Source organism: Salinicoccus sp. RF5 (assembly GCF_020786625.1).
Lineage (GTDB): Bacteria > Bacillota > Bacilli > Staphylococcales > Salinicoccaceae > Salinicoccus.
The window spans coordinates 349,576-372,761 of sequence record NZ_JAJGRC010000001.1; the positions used below are offsets into that span (position 1 = coordinate 349,576).

The 23,186-nt window shown below is 50.1% G+C and carries 26 protein-coding genes and 1 riboswitch; of the genes, 5 read left to right on the plus strand and 21 right to left on the minus strand.

The window, feature by feature from the left end; translation table 11 throughout:
- Window positions 1-8: 8 nt before the first annotated feature.
- Genes buk through LLU09_RS01925 form a run of 3 tightly spaced genes read right to left on the minus strand, consistent with a single transcriptional unit; the run spans window position 9 to window position 3,095 of the window.
- Window positions 9-1,073 carry a butyrate kinase gene (gene buk / locus LLU09_RS01915; protein ID WP_228310252.1) on the minus strand — a complete coding sequence of 355 codons (1,065 nt, stop codon included), beginning with the start codon at window positions 1,071-1,073 and terminating at the stop codon, window positions 9-11.
- A gap of 8 nt (window positions 1,074-1,081) precedes the next feature.
- A complete protein-coding gene (locus LLU09_RS01920; protein ID WP_094905578.1) occupies window positions 1,082-2,176 on the minus strand; it encodes a Leu/Phe/Val dehydrogenase in 1,095 nt (364 codons plus the stop codon).
- A gap of 19 nt (window positions 2,177-2,195) precedes the next feature.
- Window positions 2,196-3,095 (minus strand): phosphate acyltransferase, encoded by a 900-nt coding sequence (locus tag LLU09_RS01925; protein WP_228310253.1) that lies wholly within the window; start codon window positions 3,093-3,095, stop codon window positions 2,196-2,198.
- 161 nt (window positions 3,096-3,256) lie between these two features.
- Between LLU09_RS01925 and LLU09_RS01930 the strand changes: the two genes are divergently transcribed.
- Entirely contained in the window at window positions 3,257-3,538 is a 282-nt protein-coding gene (locus LLU09_RS01930) for a DUF2627 domain-containing protein (RefSeq protein ID WP_228310254.1), read from the plus strand.
- A 1-nt stretch (window position 3,539) separates the two neighbouring features.
- On the opposite strand, the gene recN is transcribed toward LLU09_RS01930, so the two are convergent.
- The 13 genes from recN to LLU09_RS01995 form a co-directional block, all read right to left on the minus strand.
- Window positions 3,540-5,213: a DNA repair protein RecN gene (gene recN / locus LLU09_RS01935; protein ID WP_228310255.1), complete on the minus strand. Its 1,674-nt coding sequence runs from the start codon at window positions 5,211-5,213 to the stop codon at window positions 3,540-3,542.
- A gap of 15 nt (window positions 5,214-5,228) precedes the next feature.
- Complete coding sequence (gene ahrC / locus LLU09_RS01940; protein WP_228310256.1) at window positions 5,229-5,681, minus strand: transcriptional regulator AhrC/ArgR; 453 nt, start codon at window positions 5,679-5,681, stop codon at window positions 5,229-5,231.
- A gap of 81 nt (window positions 5,682-5,762) precedes the next feature.
- On the minus strand, window positions 5,763-6,554 hold the full coding sequence (locus LLU09_RS01945; protein ID WP_228310257.1) for a TlyA family RNA methyltransferase: 792 nt from the start codon (window positions 6,552-6,554) through the stop codon (window positions 5,763-5,765).
- Window positions 6,532-8,424 (minus strand): 1-deoxy-D-xylulose-5-phosphate synthase, encoded by a 1,893-nt coding sequence (gene dxs, locus LLU09_RS01950; RefSeq protein ID WP_228310258.1) that lies wholly within the window; start codon window positions 8,422-8,424, stop codon window positions 6,532-6,534. Before dxs ends, LLU09_RS01945 begins: the two co-directional genes overlap by 23 nt.
- Window positions 8,425-8,515: 91 nt before the next feature.
- Window positions 8,516-9,394, minus strand: a complete 879-nt coding sequence (locus tag LLU09_RS01955) for a polyprenyl synthetase family protein (protein ID WP_228310259.1) — start codon at window positions 9,392-9,394, stop codon at window positions 8,516-8,518.
- Entirely contained in the window at window positions 9,387-9,596 is a 210-nt protein-coding gene (xseB, locus tag LLU09_RS01960; protein ID WP_228310260.1) for an exodeoxyribonuclease VII small subunit, read from the minus strand. The genes LLU09_RS01955 and xseB overlap by 8 nt, the downstream gene beginning before the upstream one ends.
- Window positions 9,577-10,929 (minus strand): exodeoxyribonuclease VII large subunit, encoded by a 1,353-nt coding sequence (gene xseA / locus LLU09_RS01965; RefSeq protein ID WP_228310261.1) that lies wholly within the window; start codon window positions 10,927-10,929, stop codon window positions 9,577-9,579. The genes xseB and xseA overlap by 20 nt, the downstream gene beginning before the upstream one ends.
- On the minus strand, window positions 10,916-11,317 hold the full coding sequence (gene nusB / locus LLU09_RS01970) for a transcription antitermination factor NusB (protein ID WP_124010018.1): 402 nt from the start codon (window positions 11,315-11,317) through the stop codon (window positions 10,916-10,918). Before nusB ends, xseA begins: the two co-directional genes overlap by 14 nt.
- Before the next feature lie 24 nt (window positions 11,318-11,341).
- Window positions 11,342-11,689 carry an Asp23/Gls24 family envelope stress response protein gene (locus LLU09_RS01975; RefSeq protein ID WP_052443599.1) on the minus strand — a complete coding sequence of 116 codons (348 nt, stop codon included), beginning with the start codon at window positions 11,687-11,689 and terminating at the stop codon, window positions 11,342-11,344.
- Window positions 11,690-11,702: 13 nt separating this feature from the next.
- Window positions 11,703-13,049 carry an acetyl-CoA carboxylase biotin carboxylase subunit gene (accC, locus tag LLU09_RS01980; RefSeq protein WP_228311104.1) on the minus strand — a complete coding sequence of 449 codons (1,347 nt, stop codon included), beginning with the start codon at window positions 13,047-13,049 and terminating at the stop codon, window positions 11,703-11,705.
- On the minus strand, window positions 13,049-13,483 hold the full coding sequence (gene accB, locus LLU09_RS01985) for an acetyl-CoA carboxylase biotin carboxyl carrier protein (RefSeq protein ID WP_228310262.1): 435 nt from the start codon (window positions 13,481-13,483) through the stop codon (window positions 13,049-13,051). The genes accC and accB overlap by 1 nt, the downstream gene beginning before the upstream one ends.
- A 103-nt stretch (window positions 13,484-13,586) precedes the next feature.
- On the minus strand, window positions 13,587-14,144 hold the full coding sequence (efp, locus tag LLU09_RS01990; protein ID WP_228310263.1) for an elongation factor P: 558 nt from the start codon (window positions 14,142-14,144) through the stop codon (window positions 13,587-13,589).
- A 28-nt stretch (window positions 14,145-14,172) separates the two neighbouring features.
- The gene (locus LLU09_RS01995) at window positions 14,173-15,228 is read right to left on the minus strand and encodes a M24 family metallopeptidase (protein WP_228310264.1); all 1,056 of its coding nucleotides are present in this window, start codon (window positions 15,226-15,228) and stop codon (window positions 14,173-14,175) included.
- A gap of 183 nt (window positions 15,229-15,411) precedes the next feature.
- On the opposite strand from LLU09_RS01995, the gene LLU09_RS02000 reads away from it, so the two are divergent.
- Genes LLU09_RS02000 through LLU09_RS02010 form a run of 3 tightly spaced genes read left to right on the plus strand, consistent with a single transcriptional unit; the run spans window position 15,412 to window position 17,129 of the window.
- The gene (locus LLU09_RS02000) at window positions 15,412-15,978 is read left to right on the plus strand and encodes a hypothetical protein (protein ID WP_228310265.1); all 567 of its coding nucleotides are present in this window, start codon (window positions 15,412-15,414) and stop codon (window positions 15,976-15,978) included.
- Between the two features lie 21 nt (window positions 15,979-15,999).
- Window positions 16,000-16,902 (plus strand): DUF1385 domain-containing protein, encoded by a 903-nt coding sequence (locus LLU09_RS02005; RefSeq protein ID WP_222998227.1) that lies wholly within the window; start codon window positions 16,000-16,002, stop codon window positions 16,900-16,902.
- A 2-nt stretch (window positions 16,903-16,904) separates the two neighbouring features.
- A complete protein-coding gene (locus LLU09_RS02010) occupies window positions 16,905-17,129 on the plus strand; it encodes an SA1362 family protein (RefSeq protein ID WP_040104824.1) in 225 nt (74 codons plus the stop codon).
- A 31-nt stretch (window positions 17,130-17,160) separates the two neighbouring features.
- Here the strand turns inward: LLU09_RS02010 and LLU09_RS02015 are convergent, their stop codons facing one another.
- On the minus strand, window positions 17,161-17,994 hold the full coding sequence (locus tag LLU09_RS02015; protein WP_228310266.1) for a lipoate--protein ligase family protein: 834 nt from the start codon (window positions 17,992-17,994) through the stop codon (window positions 17,161-17,163).
- An 87-nt stretch (window positions 17,995-18,081) separates the two neighbouring features.
- Between LLU09_RS02015 and LLU09_RS02020 the strand changes: the two genes are divergently transcribed.
- The gene (locus LLU09_RS02020; RefSeq protein ID WP_040104669.1) at window positions 18,082-18,468 is read left to right on the plus strand and encodes a rhodanese-like domain-containing protein; all 387 of its coding nucleotides are present in this window, start codon (window positions 18,082-18,084) and stop codon (window positions 18,466-18,468) included.
- A 57-nt stretch (window positions 18,469-18,525) separates the two neighbouring features.
- Here LLU09_RS02020 and gcvPB read toward each other — a convergent pair whose 3' ends face one another.
- From gcvPB to LLU09_RS02040, 4 genes are all read right to left on the minus strand, one after another.
- Window positions 18,526-20,007, minus strand: coding sequence for an aminomethyl-transferring glycine dehydrogenase subunit GcvPB (gcvPB, locus tag LLU09_RS02025; protein WP_228311105.1), 1,482 nt, complete (start codon window positions 20,005-20,007; stop codon window positions 18,526-18,528).
- Window positions 20,000-21,343, minus strand: a complete 1,344-nt coding sequence (gene gcvPA, locus LLU09_RS02030) for an aminomethyl-transferring glycine dehydrogenase subunit GcvPA (RefSeq protein ID WP_040104822.1) — start codon at window positions 21,341-21,343, stop codon at window positions 20,000-20,002. The genes gcvPB and gcvPA overlap by 8 nt, the downstream gene beginning before the upstream one ends.
- A 21-nt stretch (window positions 21,344-21,364) precedes the next feature.
- Window positions 21,365-22,450, minus strand: coding sequence for a glycine cleavage system aminomethyltransferase GcvT (gene gcvT / locus LLU09_RS02035; protein ID WP_040104667.1), 1,086 nt, complete (start codon window positions 22,448-22,450; stop codon window positions 21,365-21,367).
- A 66-nt stretch (window positions 22,451-22,516) separates the two neighbouring features.
- Window positions 22,517-22,605, minus strand: a riboswitch (glycine riboswitch).
- A gap of 86 nt (window positions 22,606-22,691) precedes the next feature.
- Window positions 22,692-23,177 (minus strand): shikimate kinase, encoded by a 486-nt coding sequence (locus LLU09_RS02040; protein WP_228310267.1) that lies wholly within the window; start codon window positions 23,175-23,177, stop codon window positions 22,692-22,694.
- Window positions 23,178-23,186 lie beyond the last annotated feature (9 nt).

Sequence of the window (23,186 nt, forward strand, 5' to 3'; positions counted from 1 at the left end):
ATCCACTCCTACATATAGGTTTTCATTTCTTCCCTGCCTGTCAGAACACGGTATGCCCCTTCCGCCAGCGCCTGCATCTCCTCTTCCCCCGGATAGACTGAGACCGGTGCAATGAATGAAATATAGGGCCTGACGAGGTCTATGAGATACGTGCTGTGGGCCATGCCTCCTGTAAAGATGATCTGGTCGACCTGTCCCTTCAATATGGCAGAACGGGAGCCGATCTCCTTTGCAAGCTGTGCGGCAAGTGCCTTGAATATCTTTTCGGTCGCTTTGTCCCCGGAAACTGCACGCTTTTCAAGCTCAAGAGCGTCCTGGGTGCCTGCGAGGGAGATGAAGCCGCCCTCCTTCGTCAATATCTCATAGATGCTGTCGTAATCGAGGCTGTTCTCAGTGATGTATCTGGCCAGGCTGCCGTTCGGCAATGAGCCTGTACGGGTCGGACTCATCGGTCCTTCGCCGGACAGCCCGTCATTCACATCGATCACCCTGCCCTTTTCATGTGCTCCGACAGTGATGCCGCCCCCCATATGAGAGACGATGACATTGACATCGGTATAGCGTTTTCCGATGGACGCGGCATACTTGCGGGCAACCGCCTTCTGATTGAGCGCATGAAAGACGGATTTCCTTTCGATGCCGCTGAGCCCTGTAAGGCGCACCGCCTCGGTCATTTCGTCCACGACCACCGGATCCGTGATGACTGCCCTGCAGCCATACTTTTCACGGAAACGGGCGGCGATGATGCCGCTAAGATTGGAGGCATGCCTGCCATACCTGTATGAGCCGAGATCATCGGTCATCTTGTCATTTATATCATATGTGCCGCCCTCTATAGGCTTCAACAGGCCGCCGCGTGCGCTGACGATATCGATGGATTCCGGAAAGATATCATTCCTTCCAAGAAAGCCTGTGATTGCATCGAGCCTGAAATCTATCTGGTCATGGAGCGGCCTGATGATTTCGTCGATCGGATGACTCATCGTTTCAGATATCAAGCTTTGGTCGTTCTCATATACCGCCACTTTGGTGGAGGTTCCTCCGAGGTTGACTACAAGGATGGTATATTGCATGCGGCGATCTACCTCCTGTTGAGAGTTGTCACTTCATTGAGTGAGAAAGTGCTTCTGACGCGCATCATGCTGTCTATGCGCTCTTCTGCAAGACGGTCTGCTGCGACAGTCGGTGTTACACCGTCACGCTTGGCGATGGAGAATATCTTATCCATCTGGTTGTATATCTCCTTAACCTTGCTTTTCGCGCGTTCTGCATTATATCCCTGCAGCTCGTCTGCAACGTTGATGACCCCGCCGCAGTTCACTACATAGTCGGGCGCATAGACGATGCCGAGCTCCTCAAGCTGGCTGCCATGCTTGTCGCTGTCAAGCAGCTGGTTGTTGGCACTGCCGCATACAGCCTTCACTTTGAGCTCCGGAATCGTGTCGTCGTTCAGGATGCCGCCGAGCGCGCATGGTGCAAAGATGTCCGCCTCGACAGAATAGATGTCTTCAATGCCTACCGCTTCAGCACCGAAGTCATTTACCGCCCGTTCCACGGAATCATCATTGATGTCCGTGACGATCAGTTTGGCCCCTTCTTCATGCAGATGTCTGCAGAGGTTGTAAGACACGTTGCCGACGCCCTGGACGGCAATCGTCCTGCCTTCGAGTGAATCATCACCAAACGCTTCCTTAGCCGTCCGCTTCATTGCCATGTATACACCATATGCGGTCATCGGACTTGGATTCCCGCCGGATCCGTATGACTCGCTGATGCCGCATACATATGGCGTTTCCTGATAGATCGTGTCCATGTCATTGACCGTAGTGCCCACATCTTCAGCGGTGATGTACCTGCCACCGAGACTGTTCACATATCTGCCCAGCGCCCTGAAGAAGGCCTCGGATTTGTCCTTCTCGGCATCTCCGATGACGACCGTCTTGCCGCCTCCGAGGTTGAGTCCTGCAGCCGCGTTCTTGTAGGTCATGCCCTTGGCAAGGCGAAGTACATCCTCTATCGCCTCTTCCTCCGTGTCATATTTCCACATTCTGCATCCGCCGAGTGCCGGACCGAGGGTAGTGTCATGTATGCATATGATCGCTTTCAGTCCACTTGTTTCATCATGGCAGAAAATCAGCTGTTCGTAGTCGTATTGCTCCATCTTTTCAAATATCATTCTTTATCACTCCAGTAGTTTATTTGGAAATCATCATTGCCAGGTTTATGGAATTATATCTGTCTTCGGCACTGTCGGCCCTTGAAGTCAGGACGATGGGTACTTTGGCCCCGGTGATGACGGAAGCGACTTTCGCCCCCGCAGCGTAGACCAGGGATTTATATAGTATGTTGCCCGACTCTATATTCGGTGCAATCAGTATATCCACGTCTCCTGCCACCTCCGAGGCCGAGCCTTTATGGCGGGCTGCATCTTCAGAAATCGCCATGTCAAATTGCAGTGGTCCCTCTATTGTACTATCAAACCCAAAGTTTTTGGCATCTGAATGTGCCAGCAAGTCTGCATCGGTGGTGGACGGCATCTTATCAGTGACTTTGTCTACTGCGGACAAAAGGGCCACTTTAGGCTTTTTGATGCCAAGCCGATGCGCACATTCAAGTGCATTATCGATGATCTTCCCCTTCTGGTCGAGCGTCGGGGCAATGTTCATGCCTGCATCGCTCAGGAGGACGGCCTTATGATAGTTGGGTATGTCGAAAAGTGCCACATGGCTGAGGAGACGTGTATGTATGAGTCCATACTCCTTTTTTAACACTTCCTTCATTAAAATGGAAGTTGGAACCAGGCCCTTCATGAGTATGTCGGCCTCCCCCGAGGCGACAAGTTCCAGGGCGCGCACTGCTGCTTCCTGGTCGTCCGCCGCATGATGTATTGTAATCGCATGGCCGATCATATGGCCGGCACCCAATGAGTGAAGCATGGATTCAAGTGAGCTGCAATCGTCCACAAGATGGCAGACCACCCCTTTTTCTTCAATTACGCGTATAAGGGGTTTCAGCACTTCAGGGTCTGCCGCCCTGCATACTGAAAGCGCTGTCATTTTATTTTTGTCCCCTATGAAAATTTCATCGAAATTCATGTTCCTACCTCCCCTACAATTTTTATTATACATATCCGCTTATGAATTTGCAGGATTTTAGATAAACATGGAATGTTCTGAAGATTCATATAAAATCATTTGTTTTATTACTCATCTCCCATGGGTTATAATGGGTCTATACAAATAATCAGGGTGATTCTATGCAGAAGGTGATTGCGCTCGTCATACTTGTCATACCGGTATTTCTGGCAGGTCTGGGCATCAAATATATGAGGGACAGTGTTTTCGGCATCGTCAATGATCCATTCACGCTTACAGTCGTACAGTTCATCGTCGGTCTTGTTCTGACGGTGGTCGGGGTATGGTTCATCGGTGGCTACATACTGCACCGCGAGCAGCGACAGAAAAGGGTTCAGGAACGTTTCCTGGAGAGGTCGAGACAATTGAAGGACGAGGAAAAAAGAGAAAGAGACGAATTGTAGATCAATTCGTCTCTTTCTCTTTGGCTGCTATCAATGTTTTTGCATTCTCCAGTGCTGCATCGGTGATGTCCGAGCCGCTAAGCATCCTTGCAATCTCGTAGACATGGTCGTCCGCATCAAGATATTTGGCGCTTGATGCTGTCCGCTGGTCCATGGTCTCCTTTGATACATACAGGTGGTGGTCCGCGAGTGCGGCCGCCTGGGGCAGATGCGAGATTGAAATGACCTGGCGCGTCCTTGAGAGGATCTGCATCTTCTCGGCCATGCGGGTGGCGACGAATCCACTGACGCCGGTATCTATTTCATCTAGGATCAGCATGCTCTGTGCATCGAACTCTGTAAAGATTGTCCGAAGCGCAAGCATCACCCTAGCGATTTCACCGCCTGAGGCGATGCGGTTCATCGCTTTGAGCGGCTCTCCCGCATTGGTGGAGATGAGGAACTCGACACCGGAGTACCCGCGTGAGTCGAAGGTCGCCTCCCTGACGCTGATTTCAAAGTCCGCTTCAGGCATATCCAGGTCCTGCAGCTCCTTCTTGATCCTGTTTTCAAGGAAGTGCTTCTGTTCTATCCTGTAGTCATGCAGTTCCTTGGCATGCTTTTCCATCTGCTTCAGCATCTTATCCTTTTTCTTTTCAAGTGCATCGAATGACTGTGCAATGTTCTCCAGCTGTTCGATGTCGTCTGCCAGTGCGCGCCTGTAATCGATCAGTTCGTCCAGCGTCTTGTTGTACTTGCGCTTCAGCGAGTTGAGGCTGGAGAGGCGTGCCTGTTTCGCATTGAGGCTCTCCTCGTCATAGTCCAGGGTGGAAAGGTCGCTCCCCACCCTGCTGTCGAGTTCATTCAGCAGATGGTAGGCTTCAATCACCGTATCACTGAATTCCCTATAGCTTTCATCATAATTGGCCAGTGTTTCAATATGGCCATGGATGTCGTACAGGAGGGTCTGTGGTGCATATTCCGAACTGAGCTGGGCATGTATGAGGGAGAGTGTATTATTGATCTTTTCGAAATTATCGAGGTAGCTTATCTCCTCTTCGAGCCGTTCCTCTTCCCCCTCTTCGAGCTCCATCCCGGTGAGTTCCTCGTACTGGTGCTGATACATCTGGAGCTGCTGGACCCTGTTCTTATCCTTGTATTCAAGTTCACTGATCCTGGCTTCAAGGGCTTTGAAGCGTTCGAAGCTGTCCCTGTATCTGCCGAAGGCCTCCCTGTCGGCCACATCGATATAGCGGTCGAGATACCGTATGTGCATGCTGTGCTCGAGTGCTTCGGACTGGGAGGACTGGGAATGGATGCTGACGACTTCATCCATGATCTCCTTGAGGGCCCCGAGGGTGATCATGTGGGAATTTATCTTGATGATGCTTTTGCGGTTCTGCATGACTTCCCTTCTGACGATATAGAGTTCGTCCTCCTCTATATCATTCTTCGCCAGCAGATCCTGCATCTTCTCCGATTCAGGAAAATCGAAGACACCCTCAATGACTGCACCTTCGGTTTCGTGACGGATGTCCTCTACCGATGCACGTTTGCCATAGAGGTATCTGATCGCTTCGATGATCATCGATTTCCCGGCACCGGATTCCCCGGAGATGACGGTGAGCCCACTGTCGAAATCAAGTTCAATATCCTTGAGCACTGCCAGGTTCTTAATCTTTAGACGTATGAGCAAATTAAACACTCCAATTTAGATCAAATTGAATATCCGATCCCTGATTTCCTTCTGTGCTTCCTCGTTCCTGCATATCATGAGACATGTGTCGTCACCACATATCGTGCCGACGACCTCCTCCCATTCGAGCTGATCGATGATGGCCCCGATCGACTGGGCATTTCCGGGCAGCGTCTTCAACACCAGCAGGTTTTCTGTATAATCCAGTTTTACGAAGCTGTCCATGAGATACCTGCCCAGCTTTTCGAGAGGATGGAACTTGCGGTCCTTGGGCATGCTGTAGATATAGGCGCCGCTCGGAGTAGGCACTTTGATGAGCTGGAGTTCCTTGATGTCCCGGGAGACTGTGGCCTGGGTGACATTGAAGTTGTATTCATTCAGCCGTTCCACCAGCTCCTCCTGAGTCTCCACCTTGCTGTTGGTAATGATTTCCCTGATCTTTATCTGTCGAATTGATTTATTAGACATGGTTGTCCTCCTCACGTACCCCTTTTGTATATTTATACATATAATATCACAAAATGGATTTGGATGACATAAAAAAGGACATCAGCCATAAACACTATGCTGAATGTCCTCTTCTTCTATGGTTGATGCGGCGCCCTGACCATGTCTCAAGTAGAACAGATATTCGATGTTCCCTTTGGTTCCGGTGATCGGGGACCGGGCGAGCCCTTCCGCTGAAAGCCCGAGGGCCCTGCATTCCGCAAGTACACGCCGTATTACATTTTCATGCGTTTCCTTTGATGTGATGATGCCGCTGTCCTCCCTTTCTTCAAGGTAGGATTCAAACTGGGGCTTGATGAGTGCAACGATTTCATATTCGTGACCGAACAGATGAACGATATGGCGCAATATCGGAATGATGGATGTGAACGATACATCTATAGTGAACACGTCCGGCTTCAGGTTGAATTGGGAAACCTCCGTATCCTTGAAGTTCGTCTGTTCCATCACGCTTACACGATCATCGGTACGGAGCCTGTAGTCGAGCTGGTTGGTGCCGACATCGACTGCATAAACATATACAGCTCCTTTTTGGAGGGCGCAGTCCGTAAAACCGCCCGTAGAACTGCCAATATCGGTGACCACCTTCCCTGAAAGTTCCATACCGAAGGATTTTACGGCATGGTCAAGCTTGATGCCGCCCCTCGACACATATGGTTTGATGTTCTTGAACCGTATGTCGGCCTTATTGATGTCAATGATTTCGGAAGGCTTATAGACGGGTTGGTTGTTGTTGAGCACCTTTCCCGCCATGATGATCCGCCTGACTTCCTCCAGGGTGCCCAGATTGAAGTGCTCATGGAGATGATCGTCAATTCTTGATTTCTTTTTCATTTTCCAGCTCCAGGAGTGTTTTGGACTGAAGGATGATATTATCTGCAGTGATGCCGATATCCTCCAGAAGCTTATTGACATCCCCATGCTCTACATATTCATTATCGATGCCGATCCGTCTGATTCCATTCTTGAATCCATGGTCGGCCATGAAGGCAGCGATCATACTGCCGAGCCCTCCATTCAGCATGGTCTCCTCGACTGTGAGGACCGGTTTCCCTGCATACCCGATGGATTGGAGCATCTCCTCATCCATCGGCTTGATGAACCGGGCATTGATGACGCCGGCATTGATGCCCGCCTCCTTGAGCGCCACTGCTGCATCTATTGCAAGGTCCAATGTCGGACCGAAGGAGATGATGGAAAGGTCTTCCCCTTCCATGACCGTCTCCCAGCTGCCATATTCGAGAGGCCCACGTGGTGCAGGCGCTTCGATGCCTTTGATGTTGCCGCGGGGATACCTTAATGCGACAGGTCCTTCGTGCTCGAAGGCGAGGTCGATCATCTGTTCCGCTTCAATCTCATCCTTCGGCATCATCAGTGTCATGTTCGGCAGTGGGGAGATGAAACTGATGTCGAAGACACCCTGGTGGGTCTCACCATCAGCGCCGACAAGTCCACTGCGGTCGATGCCGAGGAAGACGTTCAGGTTCTGACGGTCGACATCATGCAGCAGCTGGTCGTATCCGCGCTGCAGGAATGTGGAATAGATCGCAAGGTACGGGCGCATGCCGCTTGCAGCGAGGCCGCCCGACATGGTGACTGCATGCTGTTCGGCAATGCCGACATCAAAGAAGCGTTCAGGCAGTTCATTCTGGAACTTGGTCAGCTTGCTGCCGACAGGCATCGCGGGTGTCAGTGCAACGATCCGCTCATCCTTTTTGGCACGCTCAAGGACGGTGTTGGACATGAATTCACTCCATGAAGGTGTGGATTTACTGCCCAGCACCTCACCCGTGTCTATCTTGTATGGCCCGAGGCCGTGCCACTTGCCGAGTTTGTCGTCTTCGGCGGGATGATATCCCTTGCCCTTCTTGGTGATGACATGGATGACCACGGGACCCTTATAGTCCTTGGAAATATTTATCGCATTGGATAGCTCCGCAAAGTCATGGCCGTCCACCGGCCCGATATACTTGATGCCGAGCTCTTCGAAGAACACGCCGTCGACGACGAGGTACTTCATGCTGTCCTTTATCCTGTCCGCCATGTCCCTGAGCCTCGACCCCACCTGGGGCAGACGGTTCAGGAAATCTTCTATATCATGCTTGACCCTGTTGTACTGCGTGTTCGTGCGCATCCTGCCGAGCATGTTGTGCATCGCCCCGACGTTCGGCGCTATGCTCATCTCATTGTCATTCAGGATGATGGTCATGTTCGTCCTGTCAGATCCGATGTGGTTGAGTGCTTCAAGGGCCATGCCCCCTGTCAGTGCACCGTCACCGATTACGGGAATGACATGGTGGTCCTCCCCTTTTATATCACGTGCTTTTGCGATGCCCATGGCTGCCGATAGGCTGGTGGATGAATGGCCCGCTTCCCAGACGTCATGGTCGGATTCGCGCATCTTCGGAAAGCCGCACAATCCCTTATATTGTCTGAGCGTTTCAAACTCACTGATCCGGCCGGTGAGAATCTTATGAATATAAGCCTGATGACCCACATCGAAAATCAGCCGGTCATCTGGCGAATCGAAATGTTTATGCAGGGCAATCGTCAGTTCCACCACACCGAGGTTGGCTCCTATGTGGCCGCCTGTCCTCGAGCATGACTGGATCAGAAATTCCCTTACATCCTGTGCCAGTATTTTTAGTTCCTCATCATTCTTCTGTTTCAGGAATGATGGGTCTTTTATACTATATAGATTCATATAGCAACCACCTTTAAATTTGCTAATGCCAATTATACCACTTTTATCAACAGGGAAAAAATAAAAATGATAATTCATGGAATATGAATTATCATTGGTCTCTCACTGCAAACATCTGCAGCACATTATGAAGTTCTTCTGTATTGATGTTTTCAGACAGGCCGTCGAGCAGTCCGGCGGCTTCATCCGTAAGGGCGGCAAGCTCCCTGTGGGCGCCTTCCAGCCCATAGGTGCTGACGTATGTCATCTTGTTTTTGCGTTCATCACTGCCTGCCTCCTTGCCCGTAACGGCCATGTCCCCCTCGACATCAAGTATGTCATCCCTGATCTGGAAGAGGATGCCCAGTTTTTCGGCAAACGCGATGAGCCGCCCGCTGGTTTCCGGCGGCGCGTCTGCAATGATGCAGGCACACTCCACCGGAAGGACGATCAGCTGGCCGGTCTTGTACTGATGGATGTGTTCAAGCTCGGAGAAGCTGATTTCCTTCCCTTCAGCTTCCATATCGAGCATCTGTCCACCGATCATGCCATTGAAGCCGGCTTTTGATGCAATGCGGCTGATGATGGAAATGCGCTTGTCCGCTGAAAGCGATTCATCTGATGATACGATGCTGAAGCTCTCCGTCAGCAGGGTATCCCCCGCCAGGATGGCTGCCGCCTCACCGAACACCTTATGGTTCGTCGGCTTCCCCCGCCTATAGTCGTCATCGTCCATGGCAGGAAGATCATCATGGATGAGCGAATAGGTATGGATCATCTCGATGGCTGCCGCAGCATCGGCACCTTTCATCGGGTCCTCCCCCAGCGCCTCAAGTGTGGCAAATAGGAGGTACGGACGGAATCTTTTCCCGCCAGCCTTTATCGAATAGCTGCTCGCGACACGGATCGTGTCCGATACATGATTCTCCCCGAGGTGTGCCAGAATACGGGATTCGGTTGCTTCAAGGTATGCCTGCATATCTCTATTCATCCTCTGCTCCCTTACGGTTCAAGGTTTCGACTTTCAGCTCGGCATCTTTCAATATCTTCTCGCACTCCGCAGTCAGTTCGACGCCTTTCTGATAAAGCTTGAGGGATTCTTCGAGTGAAACCTCATCTTCATCAAGATGCTTGACGATCTGCTCCAGGTGCTTCATCTTCTCTTCAAACGTTTCACTTTTGGTTTCTGTCATCTTCGTTCACCTCTGTCACTTTCGATACAATGCTTCCCCGTGCAAAAGTCGTCTGCACTTCGTCGCCCGGCTGCAGGTCTGCGGCATCCTTGATGATGCCGCCTCCGCCTGTAGTGTAGGAATAGCCCCGCAGAAGTACATTGGTGGGGCTCAGGGAGTTCAGGCTTTCGACCATGCGGGTGAGGTTGTGCTTCGATTCGTTCGTTCTGATTGTCATGGACCGGTCGAGCCGGGACTTCCTGTCATCCAATATTTCAAGGCTCCTCCGTATGGCAGGTTCAGGGGTGTTGTACTTCACACCTTCCTTCAGGGCTGAGAGGCGGTAGTGCCTTTCACGGATGGACTGCTGCATTTTGTCGTCCAGTCCATCCTTCAGGGTGACGAGCTTCTCGGCCTGCTGGTCATAGAGGAGGTCCGGGTTCTTCAGTTTATAGTAGCTGCTCAGGGCATCTAGCTGGTTCCTGCCCACATCCAGTTTCCTAAAGATGCGGTCGGAGATGAAATTCCGGGCCTGTGTCAGCCGTTCCATGATGTCCCTCTGATCCGGCACCGCCATTTCAGCAGCAGCTGTAGGCGTCGGCGCCCTCATATCGGATATGTAGTCCACGAGTGTTGTATCCGTTTCATGTCCGATGCCGGTTATGACGGGTGTCTTCATATCGAAGACCTTGAGGGCCACTTCCTTTTCATTGAAAGTCCAGAGGTCCTCTATCGATCCGCCGCCGCGCGCCAGGATGACGATGTCATTCCCGAGCGCATCTGCATGCTCAAGGTTGTCGATCACCGCCTGTCTGCTCTTCGTACCCTGCATCAATGTATTGATGACAGTCACTTCGACAAGCGGGTAGCGCCTTGATAGTGTAGTGAGCATATCCTTTATGGCTGCGCCCGTCTCGGAACTGACGATGGTGATGGTTTTCGGATACTTCGGCAGGGGCTTTTTGTGCTCCTTTGAAAAGTAGCCCTGTTCGGCAAGCTGCTTCTTGTCCTTCTCCAGCTGTTCAAACAGGAGTCCGATGCCGTCCATCTCCATTTTTTCGGCATATATCTGATATTGGCCGCTGGATTCGAATATGCTGACCCTGCCTTCGATGAGGACACTCTGGCCTTCCTCAGGCTTGAACTTCATCCCATTGGCATATCGGGAGAACATGATGGCACGGATGACCGAACTGCCATCCTTCAGTGCAAAGAATATATGGCCGCTCGTGTGGTGCTTCACATTTGAAAGTTCACCTTTGAGAAAGACCCGTGTCAGATACGGGTCCTGGTCGAATTTATATTTGAGATATTTGGTCAGTGCACCGACGGTGAGATACTTAGTGTTCTCCATTGGATTGTTCATCCGTTTCGGTGATGAAATTCTTAAGGACGCCGTTCACAAAACGGTATCCATCCTTCTCCCCATACAGTTTGGTGAGCAGGATCGCTTCATTGATGACGACCCTCTGCGGGGAATCACCATGGAGCAGTTCGGAGATTGCCGTCCTCAGAATATTGCGTTCGACCTTCGGGATCCTTTCAAGTGTGTAGCTGGTCAGATGATCACTTATGTCGCGATCGACAGCCTCACTGTTTTCGAGGAAATAGTCCACGATCTGCCTGATGTAATCGTAGTCCCTGTAGAGATGATGGAATGCGGTCTCCTCCACCCCAACCAGGCCGTGGTCGACCTGGAAGATGATCTGGAAGATTTTTTTACGTTGCTCGTGTCTGTTCATTATTAACACCTATCTAATGTTCATTTATTTAATATTTACGATGTGCACATTGACTTCTTTGACATCATGCTCCGTCATGTTCCGTATCGTCTGGCTGACATTCTTCTGTATGCGCTCAGCCGTTTCATGTACGTTGCGATCTGCGGAAAGAGAAACATAGATGGAGAGCCTGACTTCATTGTCCCTAGTTTCCACCTTTACGCCGCGGCCTCTGTACTTCTTGCCTATCTTTTCGAAGTTTCCACTGGCAAAGTTGTTCTGCAACGCATGCACACCATCAGTTTCGGTAACCGCAATGCTGGCAATCACTTCGAGCACCTCTGGTGATATCTCTATATTCCCAAGATTTGTCTTGTCTTCCTGAATTCTCATGTTAATCACCTCGTCAATTCATTATATCATGATTTGACAGGAAATCAGTATTATAATCATTCGATCTGAATGATTGATGGAGCAGCAGGTTCGTATGGAACGGAATGGTTGTATCCACCCCGCCGATCTTGAACTCACCAAGTGCTCGAAGCGCGGTCTGAATGGCTTCTTCCCTTGAATCGGCATGTGTGATGAGCTTGGCGATCATCGAATCGTAGTACGGCGGAATGACGTATCCGGAGTAGCATGCTGAATCGAGGCGGACACCGTAGCCGCCTGGTGTGATGAATTCGCTGATCTTTCCTGCCGACGGCATGAAGTTCTTGTACGGGTTCTCGGCATTGATGCGCAGCTCGATCGCATGGCCCCTGAACTCGATCTCCTCCTGTTTGAAAGGAATCGGTTCCCTTCTGGCGACCTTGATCTGCATCTTGACCAGGTCTATCCCCGTAATCATTTCTGTAACAGGATGTTCGACCTGGATGCGTGTGTTCATCTCCATGAAGTAGAAACGGTCCTCATTCAGGTCATAGATGAACTCGATCGTGCCGGCACCGATATAGTCGATGCTTTTGGCGGCAGTCACTGCTGTTTCACCCATCTCCATACGCTTCTGTTCTGAAAGTACCGGACTCGGCGCCTCTTCGACAAGCTTCTGCATACGGCGCTGGATCGTACAATCACGTTCGCCCAGGTGGACGACGTTCCCGTGATAGTCCCCGAGCACCTGTATTTCGATGTGACGGAAGTTTTCGATGTACTTTTCGATATAGAGGCTCTTATTGCCGAAGGCACTCTCCGCCTCCTGCTCTGTCATTTTATAGTTCTGGACGAGGGAGGCCTCATCGCGTGCAACACGGATTCCCTTGCCGCCGCCGCCATAGCTTGCCTTGATGATGACCGGATAACCGATCTCCTCGGCAATCTGCTTCGCTTCTTCAACGGAGGCGACCACGCCTTCGCTGCCTGGAACAGTCGGTACGCCTGCCTTCTTCATCGTATCCTTGGCGATATCCTTGACCCCCATGAGCGCGATGGTCTCATGCATGGGTCCGATGAATATGATGTTGGAGGCCTCACACATTTCGGCAAAATCGCTGTTTTCCGCAAGGAAGCCGTATCCTGGATGGATGGCGTCGCATCCGGTCTTTTTGGCGATGGTGATGATGCTGATCATGTCGAGGTAGCTGTCCTTGGAGAGCTTGGGTCCGACGCAGTAGGATTCAGTGGCGATCTTCCGGTGAAGGCTGTCCTTGTCTGCTTCAGAATATATACTGACCGAGTCGATGCCCAGTTCCGTACATGCCCTGATGATGCGGACGGCAATCTCCCCGCGGTTGGCTACTAATATCTTATTGATCATTGTACTCTGAACAATGGCTGGTCGTATTCAACCATTTCTCCATCTTCCACGAGGATTTCGACGATTTCACCGGAAATTTCCGCCTGGATCTCATTGAACAGCTTCATTGCTTCAAGAATGCATACGACCGTTGAATTCTCAACCTTATCGCCGACTTTCACATAAGCTTCAGCCTCTGGGGAGGATGCTTTGTAGAATGTACCGACCATAGGTGCCTTTATGACCTTGCCCTCCTCTTTTGGAGCAGGTTCCGTGTTCTGCACAGGCTTCGGCTGCTGCGGCGCAGTGGCTACAGGGGCAGGAGTATTCTGCTGTTCATTCATGCTGTCACGCTTCAACTTGATGTCCACTTCGCCATCCTTGTACGAAAGCTCGGTCAGGGAGGCCTTTTCCATTTTACTAATCAGTTCATCAATATATTCGAGTTTCATGTCTACTGCTCCTTAACATTCAAAATTTCTGTCTTACATTTTACGCAAGTGGTCGTACCAATTCAAGGAAAAAATAAAAGCAGATCGAAATCTGCTTTTATTTTTATGCGCGGGAGACGTAGCTGCCATCATCCGTGCTGATGACCAGTGTATCCCCTTCATTGACGAAAAGTGGCACCTGGAGCACAAGGCCTGTTTCGAGCGTTGCTGATTTTGTCGCACCGCTTGCCGTATCCCCCTTGATACCCGGCTCAGTTTCGGAGACCTGCAGTTCCACTGATTTTGGAAGCTCCACACCCAGTGTCTCGCCTTCATACATGATCAGGGAGACATTCATATTCTCCTTGAGATACTTCAATTCTTCCTGGATTGCTGAAGCCTGGAGTTCGACCTGGTCGTATGTGTTGTTGTCCATGAATACATGGGCATCCCCATCTGCGTAGAGATACTGCATCTTCCTGTTGTCGATCTGTGCGCGGCCGACTTTTTCACCAGCGCGGAATGTCTTCTCCTGAATTGCACCTGTTCTGAGGTTTCTGAGCTTGCTTCTTACGAATGCAGCTCCTTTACCCGGTTTGACATGCTGAAATTCGACTACCCTCCAGATGCCGCCATCCACTTCCACTGTAAGTCCTGTTTTGAAATCGTTGACTGAAATCATGATATTCCTCCTAGGTTTCTGTTTTGAATCATATGATGAACAGCTCTTTACTGCTGTGGGAAAGCTTTTCAAGTCCCCCGTCAGTAAGGATGCAGTCATCTTCTATGCGGACGCCGCCGACGCCATCGATATAGATGCCCGGTTCCACCGTCACGCACATATCCTTTTCTAGCACCATATCACTGGATTTGGCGAGTCCCGGCATCTCATGGACCTCGAGTCCGAAGCCATGGCCGAGTGAATGACCGAAGTTTTCACCATAACCCTCATCCGTGATGATGTCACGGGCGATCGCATCAGCTTCCCTTCCCGTCATGCCGGTTCTGATTCCATCCAATGCGGCCAATTGTGATGTTAACACAATATCATGCACTTTTTCCATTTCTTCCGCCACAGATCCGACACCGAATGATCTTGTGATATCGGAAGCATAGCCTTCATAGTATGCACCGAAGTCGAGCGTCACCATCTCGCCGGCCTCGATCTTCTTATCGGAGGCGACCCCATGGGGCAGTGCGCCACGCTCGCCGCTGGCCACTATGATATCGAAGCTTGAACCTTCCGCACCAAGCTTGCGCATATGGTGCTCGAGTTCATTCCGCACCTCAAGTTCGCTCTGGCCGGGCTTGATGAACTTCAGGATGTGTTCATACGTCTCATCGGCAATTTCACATGCTTTCCTTATCAGTGAAACCTCGTCCGATGTCTTATACATCCGGATTCTTTCGATTTCATTGTCCAACGGCACGAGTTCGAATTTCGCGTCCAGCTGTGCATAAGTATTATAGTTCACATGCTGGCCTTCAAAGCCGATCGTCCGAAGCCCTTTTGTCTCCAGGAATTCCATGATGAAATCAAGGAGCCCCTTATCCTGAAGGACGAATTCGAAGTGCTCGGCCTGATTGGCTGCCTGTGCCTTGTACCTGAAGTCCGATATGAGGAAACGGCCTTCCTTCGTAATGATTGCAGCGCCGCTGGAACCGGTGAATCCCGTGAGGTAGCGCCGGTTGTAGCCACTCATGACGAGTATGGCATCCAGGTTGTTCTTGTCGATCAGGGTTCTGACCTTATCAAATTTAATCATTTGCATCTACTCCACCTTTCAAACTATATTTTACATTAAATTCATGATGATTTCAGTAAAGCATTGCCTCCAATTCAAATAAGGCCGGATATTTCCCAAAATGGAAATCGACCTTTGCATATGAATATCATCTTTCATAATAACATGATAATATAATACAATGAGATACAGGAGAATGAGTCTATGAAACGTTTATTATATATACCTCTGACGGCACTGCTTCTGGGTGCCTGCGGAAACCCGACAATCGAACAGGAGCTGGAGCAGGCCAACGAGCGCAACGAGGAGCTGAAGGGCATCCTCCAGACCGAGGAGGTCAACTTCCAGAAGAACACCCAGCGCCTCGAAGCGCTGAAGGAAGACATTTCCAAAATGAAATCCGTCATCGGCAACCCGGACATAAACAACTATGTCGATATCGTCACCGATTATGCCGGAGGGATGGAGCGCAGCCTCTCCGACATGGACGGACTGCTGTCCAATCATGGTGACGGGGAAGAACTTTCCGGCATGGAATCGGATTTCGAAGAAATTTCATCAGAGCTGTTTGAAACGATGGAGGCATATGATGAAAATTCCGCCGGCATCGAGCTTGATGAGTACCTCGAGAGGCAGCACAATGCCATCCAGCTGGCCAACGGTGATATCAGGGCAGCACTCGATACGATTGCAAACGGCATTGAGGCATCCGACTCCGCCCTCTTCGAACAGGGCATCGAGCAGCTGCGCAGCGCACACGAATACTATTGATAGAAGGAAGCGTCGAGATAAATGGATAAACCGAAATTCGGCGGCCAGGCAGTGGTCGAAGGCGTCATGTTCCAGTCGCAGAACAGTATGGTGACGGCAATCCGCCGGAACAATGATGAAATAGAGTATTTTGAAATGGAACGCCCCGAGAAGGAATGGGTGAAGAAGCTCAAGAAGATTCCGATATTGAGGGGCAACGTGGCAATCATAGAGTCCAGCATCTATGGCATGAAGCATATGGAATTTGCGACTGACCGCTTTGAGAGGGCACCGGAGGATGACGGGGAGATTGCACAGGAGAAGCAGGAGGCCAACACGGCCAAAATCGTCCTTTCCACAGTGATTGTAGGAATACTCTCATTCCTCGTAGGGAAGTTCCTCTTCACCCTGATCCCCGTCTTCATCGCCGAAGTGTTTTCCGGAATCGTCACATCACATGCCGGACAGGTATTTTTGGAGTCCTTCTTCAAACTGATCCTGCTGCTCGTCTATATCTATGTGATTTCGATGACACCGATGATCAGGCGGCTCTTCCAGTACCATGGTGCAGAGCATAAGGTGATCAACACCTTTGAAGGTGAAAAGGAGCTGACAATCGATAATGTCCAGGCACATTCCCGCCTGCATTACCGATGCGGGAGTTCCTTCATCCTCTTCACCGTACTCGTCGGCTTTGTAGTGTACATGTTCGTTCCGGTCGATCCCCTGTATGTCAGGGTCCTCAACCGGATTGCACTCATCCCGGTCGTAATCGGCCTGTCGTTCGAATTCCTCCAGTTCACGAACCGTGTCAGGCACATCCCCGTGCTCAAATGGCTCGGCATCCCGGGGCTGATGCTTCAGCTTCTGACCACAAAGCAGCCCGACGACCATCAGGTCGAAGTAGCGATCAAATCTTTCAACAAATTATTAAGGAGCGTATGATGATGAAAAAATTCCTGCTGTATCTGGTGCTTGCGATAGCGGCGCTGGGGCTTATAACCAACCTCGATTACTTCATGGGCATGATCGTCAACTCCTTGATATTCCTCCTTGTACTTGGTCTGATCATGTATGGCATCTATTATTTCTTCATACTTACACCAAGCCAGAGGAAATACAGGAAGGCACTGAGAAAGTCCAAGAGGAAATACAGGAAAATGAACAGATAGAAAATAGCCGCTCGATCGAGCGGCTATTTTTTCATCTTCTATAATTCCATTCATCTGAAGCGTACTTCTCTTTGATCTCCTCCAGCCGCTTTTCATCCTCCACTGTAAGCGCGTAGGGTTCCGTAGAGATGCCGAGCCCCTTTTCGAACCCATTCTTGAAGGCGGGATAGAGGTCCTCCACTGTGAAGTGCCTTCTGCTTATTTCATTGATGGCGACTGCCTTCTCCTTGAAAGCTTCCTTCATTTTGCTTTTGAACCGTTCATTAGAATATGTAAACATATCGAAAAGGTGGTCGATGTCCACATCAAGCAATATCGAACCGTGCTGCATGATGATGCCATTCTGACGGGTCTGAGCACTGCCGGCAATTTTACGTCCTTCAACGACGAGTTCATACCAGCTTGGCGTATCAAAGCATACACTGCTGCGGATGTTCGTCAGCTCCTTCTTTTCCTCATTCGTCCGTGGAATGCTGAAATAGGCATCAAGGCCCAGGTTTCTGAAGCCCTCAAGCAGTCCATGAGACAGTACACGGTAGCTTTCAGTGACGGATTCAGGCATATCCGGATAGTCTTCAGGAAGGACTACGCTGTATGTCAGCTCCTTGTCATGAAGGACACCGCGTCCACCCGTGGCCCGGCGAACGAGTTCATAGCCGTACGCCTTTACACGGTCGATATCGATCTCCTTGCGCATCTTCTGGAAATATCCGATCGACAGCGTTGGCGTCTCCCATTCATACAGCCGGATGGCAGCAGGAATTTCCTTTGCCCGGACCTTTTCCATAAGCAGTTCATCCAGGGCCATGTTGTGTACGGCATCGTTCTTCCCACTTGCGATATAGTACCATATATTGTTTGCCATATTGATCTCTCCCATCATTTTCTCTTTTAAATTATATCAAACATCTCTATAATAAACTTATGTGAAATTTTTAAGGAGAGATGTAAATTGGATACTTGGTTGATCATCCTGTTGGCTGCAGTCGTCGTCATACTGATTCTGGTGCTGAACGGCTACAGGAACATGAAGAGCGTCAAAGCGCTGCCCCAGGAGGAATTCAAGAAGGACTTGAGACGCGTCCAGCTGATAGACTTGAGGGAGAAGGAAAAATACGAATATGGTCATATCATGGGAGCCAGGAACATACCGATGATGAATTTTTCAATGAAGATGAATTCACTTCGCAAGGACAAGCCGATCTACCTTTATGACCAGAATGGCCGTCTGTCCATCAGAGCCGGCAGGATGCTGAAGAAAGCAGGCTATACGGAAATCTATATGCTGAAGAACGGCATCAGCAAATGGACCGGAAAAATAAAATCGAAAAACAGATGATGCAACAACATTAAAGTCCCCATGCTCCCGAGGAGCATGGGGACTTTACTATGGGTTCTATTTTTCGTCTACAATGTCTTCACGCTGGAATCTCAATACAGGCTTTCTTGCTGCCTGTGTTTCGTCCAGACGGCCGATGACTGTCGTATGAGGTGCTTCCAGGACGATATCCGGATTCTCTTCCGCCTCTTTCGAGATGCCGATCAGTGTATCGACGAAGCCATCCAATGTTTCCTTGGATTCGGTCTCTGTCGGTTCGATCATCATGCACTCTTCGACGTTGAGCGGGAAGTAGATGGTTGGCGGGTGGTAGCCGAAGTCGAGCAGGCGTTTCGCCATATCGAGCGTACGCACACCCATCTTCTTCTGCCTTGATCCGCTGATGACGAACTCATGCTTACAGTGCTGCTTGTAAGGCAGGTCGAATGTACCTTCGAGCCTTCTCATCATGTAGTTGGCATTGAGTACCGCGATCTCTGAAACTTCCTTGAGGCCGTCTGGTCCCATCGTACGGATGTACGTATAGGCACGCAGATAGATGCCGAAGTTGCCGAAGAACGGCTTGACGCGTCCGATGCTCTTCGGTACATCATGCTCGACCTTGTAGGAGCCGTCATCATTTTTGACGACAACTGGTTTCGGAAGGTACTTGGCAAGTTCAGATTTGACGCCGATTGGGCCGGAACCTGGTCCACCGCCGCCGTGAGGGCCGGTGAATGTCTTGTGCAGGTTGAGGTGTACGGCATCGAAGCCCATGTCCCCAGGTCTTACTTTTGCCATGATCGCATTCAGGTTGGCGCCATCATAATAGAGTTTGCCGCCTGCTTCGTGTACGATGTCGCGGATTTCAAGGATGTCCTCCTCGAAGAGTCCGAGTGTGTTCGGGTTGGTCAGCATGATGGCTGCCGTGTCATCCCCGACGAGACTCTTGAGGTGGTCGATGTCCACAAGTCCCCTGTCATTGGATTTCACAGTAACAGCTTCGAATCCGGCAACCACTGCACTTGCAGGGTTTGTACCGTGTGCTGAATCCGGAACGATGACCTTCGTACGCTTGAAGTCGCCATTGTCCTCGTGGAACGCCTTGATCATCATCAAGGCAGTCCATTCACCTTGTGCACCTGCAGCAGGCTGCAGAGTGATTTCGTCCATTCCAGTAATCTCTTTGAGGTGTTCCTGCATATCATATGTGATTTCAAGTGACCCCTGGATCGTCTTGTCGCTCTGGAGTGGATGGCTGTATGCAAATCCTGGCATTCTGGCAACTTTTTCGTTGATTTTCGGATTGTATTTCATCGTACATGAACCGAGTGGGTAGAAACCGGAGTCCACACCATGGTTCTTGTTCGAGAGCTCAGTATAGTGGCGCATCAGGTCAAGTTCACTGATTTCAGGGAGTTCCGCTTTAGTCTGGCGGATAAACTTGCTGTCCACGATGTCGCTGAGATCCTTTTTCTCCACTTCCAGATCAGGAAGTGAATAGGCAAAACGGTCTTCTGTGCTTCTTTCAAAAATCAAAGGACTGGATCCTTTAAGCATTGTATTCACCCAACCTTTCGACAAATCCATCTATTTCTTCTTTCGTACGCAATTCTGTCACTGCAATTAGCATGTGGTTGGCAAGTCCGGAATCCACTTTGCCGAGGTTGTATCCACCAATATAGCCGTGCTCGAGCAGTTCGTCATTGATTTCGTCGATGTCCTTGGACAGTTTGACGGCAAACTCATTGAAGGATTGGCCTTCCAATACAGTGAATCCTGCAGACTGAAGCTGATTCTTCATATAATATGTCTTCTGGATATTCTGCTCTGCCATCTCAACAGCACCATTCTTGCCGAGGGCACTCATCGCAACTGAAGATCCAAGGGCATTCAACGCCTGGTTGGAACAGATGTTGCTTGTCGCCTTGTCCCTTCTGATGTGCTGTTCACGCGCCTGGAGGGTAAGGACGAAGCCGCGGTTTCCATCGTCGTCCTGAGTCTGGCCAACAAGTCTGCCCGGCATTTTCCTCATGAGCTTCTTGGTTGCTGCAAAGTAGCCACAGTGCGGACCGCCGAATTGTGTAGGGATACCGAAAACTTGTGTATCTCCAGTGACGATGTCCGCCCCGAATTCACCCGGAGGCGTCAAGAGGCTCAGTGCCAGCGGGTTGCTGTTTACGACGAAGAGACCTTTATGCTTGTGGGCGATCTTCTCCATCTCCTCGAGATCTTCGATGGATCCGAAGAAGTTCGGGTATTGGACCATCACTGCTGCAGTATCTTCGTCAGATGCAGCATCCAGCTTTTCAAGGTCCGTATAAGTGCCGTCAAGCTCAACTTCCACTACTTCGATGCCCTGCGCCTTGCAGTAGGATTTGAGCACTTCAATCGCCTGGTAATGTACACCTTTTGAAACGACGACCTTCTTCTTGCGGGTCTGGCCTGCTGCCATTGTTGCAGCTTCTGCGAAGGCTGTCGGACCATCATACATGGATGAGTTTGCAACATCCATGGCAGTCAGTTCGGAAATGAGCGTCTGGAATTCGAAGATTGCCTGCAGCTCCCCTTGGGAAATTTCCGGCTGATATGGTGTGTAGGCCGTATAGAATTCTGAACGGGAAATGACATGGTCCACTACCGTAGGGATATAGTGGTCATAGACACCGGCACCCAGGAAGGAAACATGGGTTTCGGACGTGATGTTCTTGTTGGAAATGTTCGCGAGTTCACGCAGCAGTGCTGTTTCACTCTTTCTTTCCTTAAGATTGAGTTCTCCTTTGAATCTTACGTTCTCAGGAATATCCTCGAACAGTTCGGAAATGCTGTCGATACCGATCGTATCGAGCATATCCTTCTTATCTTTTTCAGTTAATGGCAAATAACGATGACTCAATTCATACACTCCCTTATACTCTTAATTTTTGTGGAATGGTGTTTTGACGAACTTGGCTTCTACATCCTTGTTCCTGACTTTGATGTTGAACGTTTTGTCGATTTCGTGGAAGTCGCGGTCTACAAGTGCAAGACCGATTGAACGTTTGGTCAGTGGAGACTGTGTACCGCTGGTTACATAGCCGACCTTGTTACCCTCGCTGTCAGTCACTTCATAATCCGTCCTTGCTATGCCTTTGCCCACCAGTTCGAAGCCGGCAAGCTTTCTTGGTGCGCCGTTCTCCTTCTGTTCCTTCAGGACGTCCCTGCCGATGAAATCACCCTTGTCCACTTTTACGGCAAAGCCCATGTTCGCTTCAATAGGTGTGATTTCTTCTGTGAGGTCCTGGCCATGGAGAGGCAGACCTGCTTCAAGCCTCAATGTATCACGGGAACCAAGGCCGCATGGTGCAGCGCCTTCGTCGATGAACAGCTTCCAGAGCTTTTCAGTATCTTCGGCAGCACAGTAGATTTCAAATCCATCCTCACCGGTGTACCCACTCTGGGACAGGATGACGTTGCATCCGTTGATGTCAACATCTTTCCTGAACTGGAACATCTTCATTTCGCTGATGTCTTCATCCACATGCTTTTGGACTGCTGCTCTGGCATCCGGCCCCTGTATTGCAATCTGGCCGTACTCCTTCGATACATTCGTCACTGTTGCGTCATAGCCGGAGATGGACTTGAGCCATTCGTAGTCCTTGTCCGTATTGCCGGCATTCACTACGAGGAGATATTTCTGCTCTTCTAGCTTGTAGATGACGAGGTCATCGATGACTCCACCCTGCTCGTTGCAGAGCATCGTGTATTGTGCTTTTACATCCGTAAGCTTCTCAGCATTATTGCTCAGTGCATAGTTTACAAACGCTTCCGCTTCATTGCCTTCCACGAGTATCTCACCCATATGGCTGACCTCGAACATTCCCATGGCTTCACGCACAGCAGTATGTTCTTCCTTGATGCTGCTGAATTGTACAGGCAGTGCCCAACCCGAAAAGTCGATGACCTTGACTCCGGATTCCTGGTAATAATCATACAATGGTGTTTTCTTAAGTTCAGACATGATTTTCCTCCTTTAATAAAAAACAGGACAGCTGAATATCAGCTGCCCTGTTGATTTCCTTCAGGAATGCGTCCCAGTGCTGTTCTTTTGCCTGAGAGATTCACCTGCTAGGCTTGCTCCTTCGGCGACGATCACTCGTTCTCTCGAGCACTGTTCAATCGCAAAATTTTCAATTATTAATCCGAACTCATTATAACCCCTATATCGATAAAATGGCAAGGCTTTTAAAAACAAAATGTAAGCCCTAACACGACTTTATTTCGAGAATGTCCGAAACCACTTCATTCACCTGAAGTGAAGCATCCATCTCATGGTCTGCAACTGCCCGGTATTTTTCTATGCGTCCTTCATAGAGTGCCTTGACCTGATCCCTGCTTTTTACCAGCGGCCGGTTCTCATCCCCTTCGATCCGTCGGTAGAGGGTCTCGAAGTCCGCATGGAGATAGATCACCGGCTGTTCCGTATTCTTGAGGAAATCGTAGGACCGGCCATATGTAACGACACCTCCGCCTGTGGCGATGATGCCGCTGGTCCTGCTGGTTCGTGAAAGTGCCTCAAATTCCTTCTCCCTGAACCCTGCTTCCCCCTCCTCTTCAAATATACGGGGAATCTCCCTGCCGGCGAGCTTTACCACTTCTTCATCCAGGTCGATGACCGGAAGGTCCATCCTTTCACCCAAAGCGTCAGCAATAGTCGTTTTTCCGCTTCCCATGAAGCCTATAAGTATCATATTTTTCCT

Excerpts from the sequence above, each read along its gene's own strand:
- buk (WP_228310252.1), bottom strand. The coding sequence starts at position 1,073 with ATGCAATATACCATCCTTGTAGTCAACCTCGGAGGAACCTCCACCAAA.
- LLU09_RS01920 (WP_094905578.1), bottom strand. The coding sequence starts at position 2,176 with ATGATATTTGAAAAGATGGAGCAATACGACTACGAACAGCTGATTTTC.
- LLU09_RS01925 (WP_228310253.1), bottom strand. The coding sequence starts at position 3,095 with ATGAATTTCGATGAAATTTTCATAGGGGACAAAAATAAAATGACAGCG.
- LLU09_RS01930 (WP_228310254.1), top strand. The coding sequence starts at position 3,257 with ATGCAGAAGGTGATTGCGCTCGTCATACTTGTCATACCGGTATTTCTG.
- ahrC (WP_228310256.1), bottom strand. The coding sequence starts at position 5,681 with ATGTCTAATAAATCAATTCGACAGATAAAGATCAGGGAAATCATTACC.
- LLU09_RS01945 (WP_228310257.1), bottom strand. The coding sequence starts at position 6,554 with ATGAAAAAGAAATCAAGAATTGACGATCATCTCCATGAGCACTTCAAT.
- dxs (WP_228310258.1), bottom strand. The coding sequence starts at position 8,424 with ATGAATCTATATAGTATAAAAGACCCATCATTCCTGAAACAGAAGAAT.
- LLU09_RS01955 (WP_228310259.1), bottom strand. The coding sequence starts at position 9,394 with ATGAATAGAGATATGCAGGCATACCTTGAAGCAACCGAATCCCGTATT.
- xseB (WP_228310260.1), bottom strand. The coding sequence starts at position 9,596 with ATGACAGAAACCAAAAGTGAAACGTTTGAAGAGAAGATGAAGCACCTG.
- xseA (WP_228310261.1), bottom strand. The coding sequence starts at position 10,929 with ATGGAGAACACTAAGTATCTCACCGTCGGTGCACTGACCAAATATCTC.
- nusB (WP_124010018.1), bottom strand. The coding sequence starts at position 11,317 with ATGAACAGACACGAGCAACGTAAAAAAATCTTCCAGATCATCTTCCAG.
- LLU09_RS01975 (WP_052443599.1), bottom strand. The coding sequence starts at position 11,689 with ATGAGAATTCAGGAAGACAAGACAAATCTTGGGAATATAGAGATATCA.
- accB (WP_228310262.1), bottom strand. The coding sequence starts at position 13,483 with ATGAAACTCGAATATATTGATGAACTGATTAGTAAAATGGAAAAGGCC.
- efp (WP_228310263.1), bottom strand. The coding sequence starts at position 14,144 with ATGATTTCAGTCAACGATTTCAAAACAGGACTTACAGTGGAAGTGGAT.
- LLU09_RS01995 (WP_228310264.1), bottom strand. The coding sequence starts at position 15,228 with ATGATTAAATTTGATAAGGTCAGAACCCTGATCGACAAGAACAACCTG.
- LLU09_RS02000 (WP_228310265.1), top strand. The coding sequence starts at position 15,412 with ATGAAACGTTTATTATATATACCTCTGACGGCACTGCTTCTGGGTGCC.
- LLU09_RS02005 (WP_222998227.1), top strand. The coding sequence starts at position 16,000 with ATGGATAAACCGAAATTCGGCGGCCAGGCAGTGGTCGAAGGCGTCATG.
- LLU09_RS02010 (WP_040104824.1), top strand. The coding sequence starts at position 16,905 with ATGAAAAAATTCCTGCTGTATCTGGTGCTTGCGATAGCGGCGCTGGGG.
- LLU09_RS02015 (WP_228310266.1), bottom strand. The coding sequence starts at position 17,994 with ATGGCAAACAATATATGGTACTATATCGCAAGTGGGAAGAACGATGCC.
- gcvPB (WP_228311105.1), bottom strand. The coding sequence starts at position 20,007 with ATGCTTAAAGGATCCAGTCCTTTGATTTTTGAAAGAAGCACAGAAGAC.
- LLU09_RS02040 (WP_228310267.1), bottom strand. The coding sequence starts at position 23,177 with ATGATACTTATAGGCTTCATGGGAAGCGGAAAAACGACTATTGCTGAC.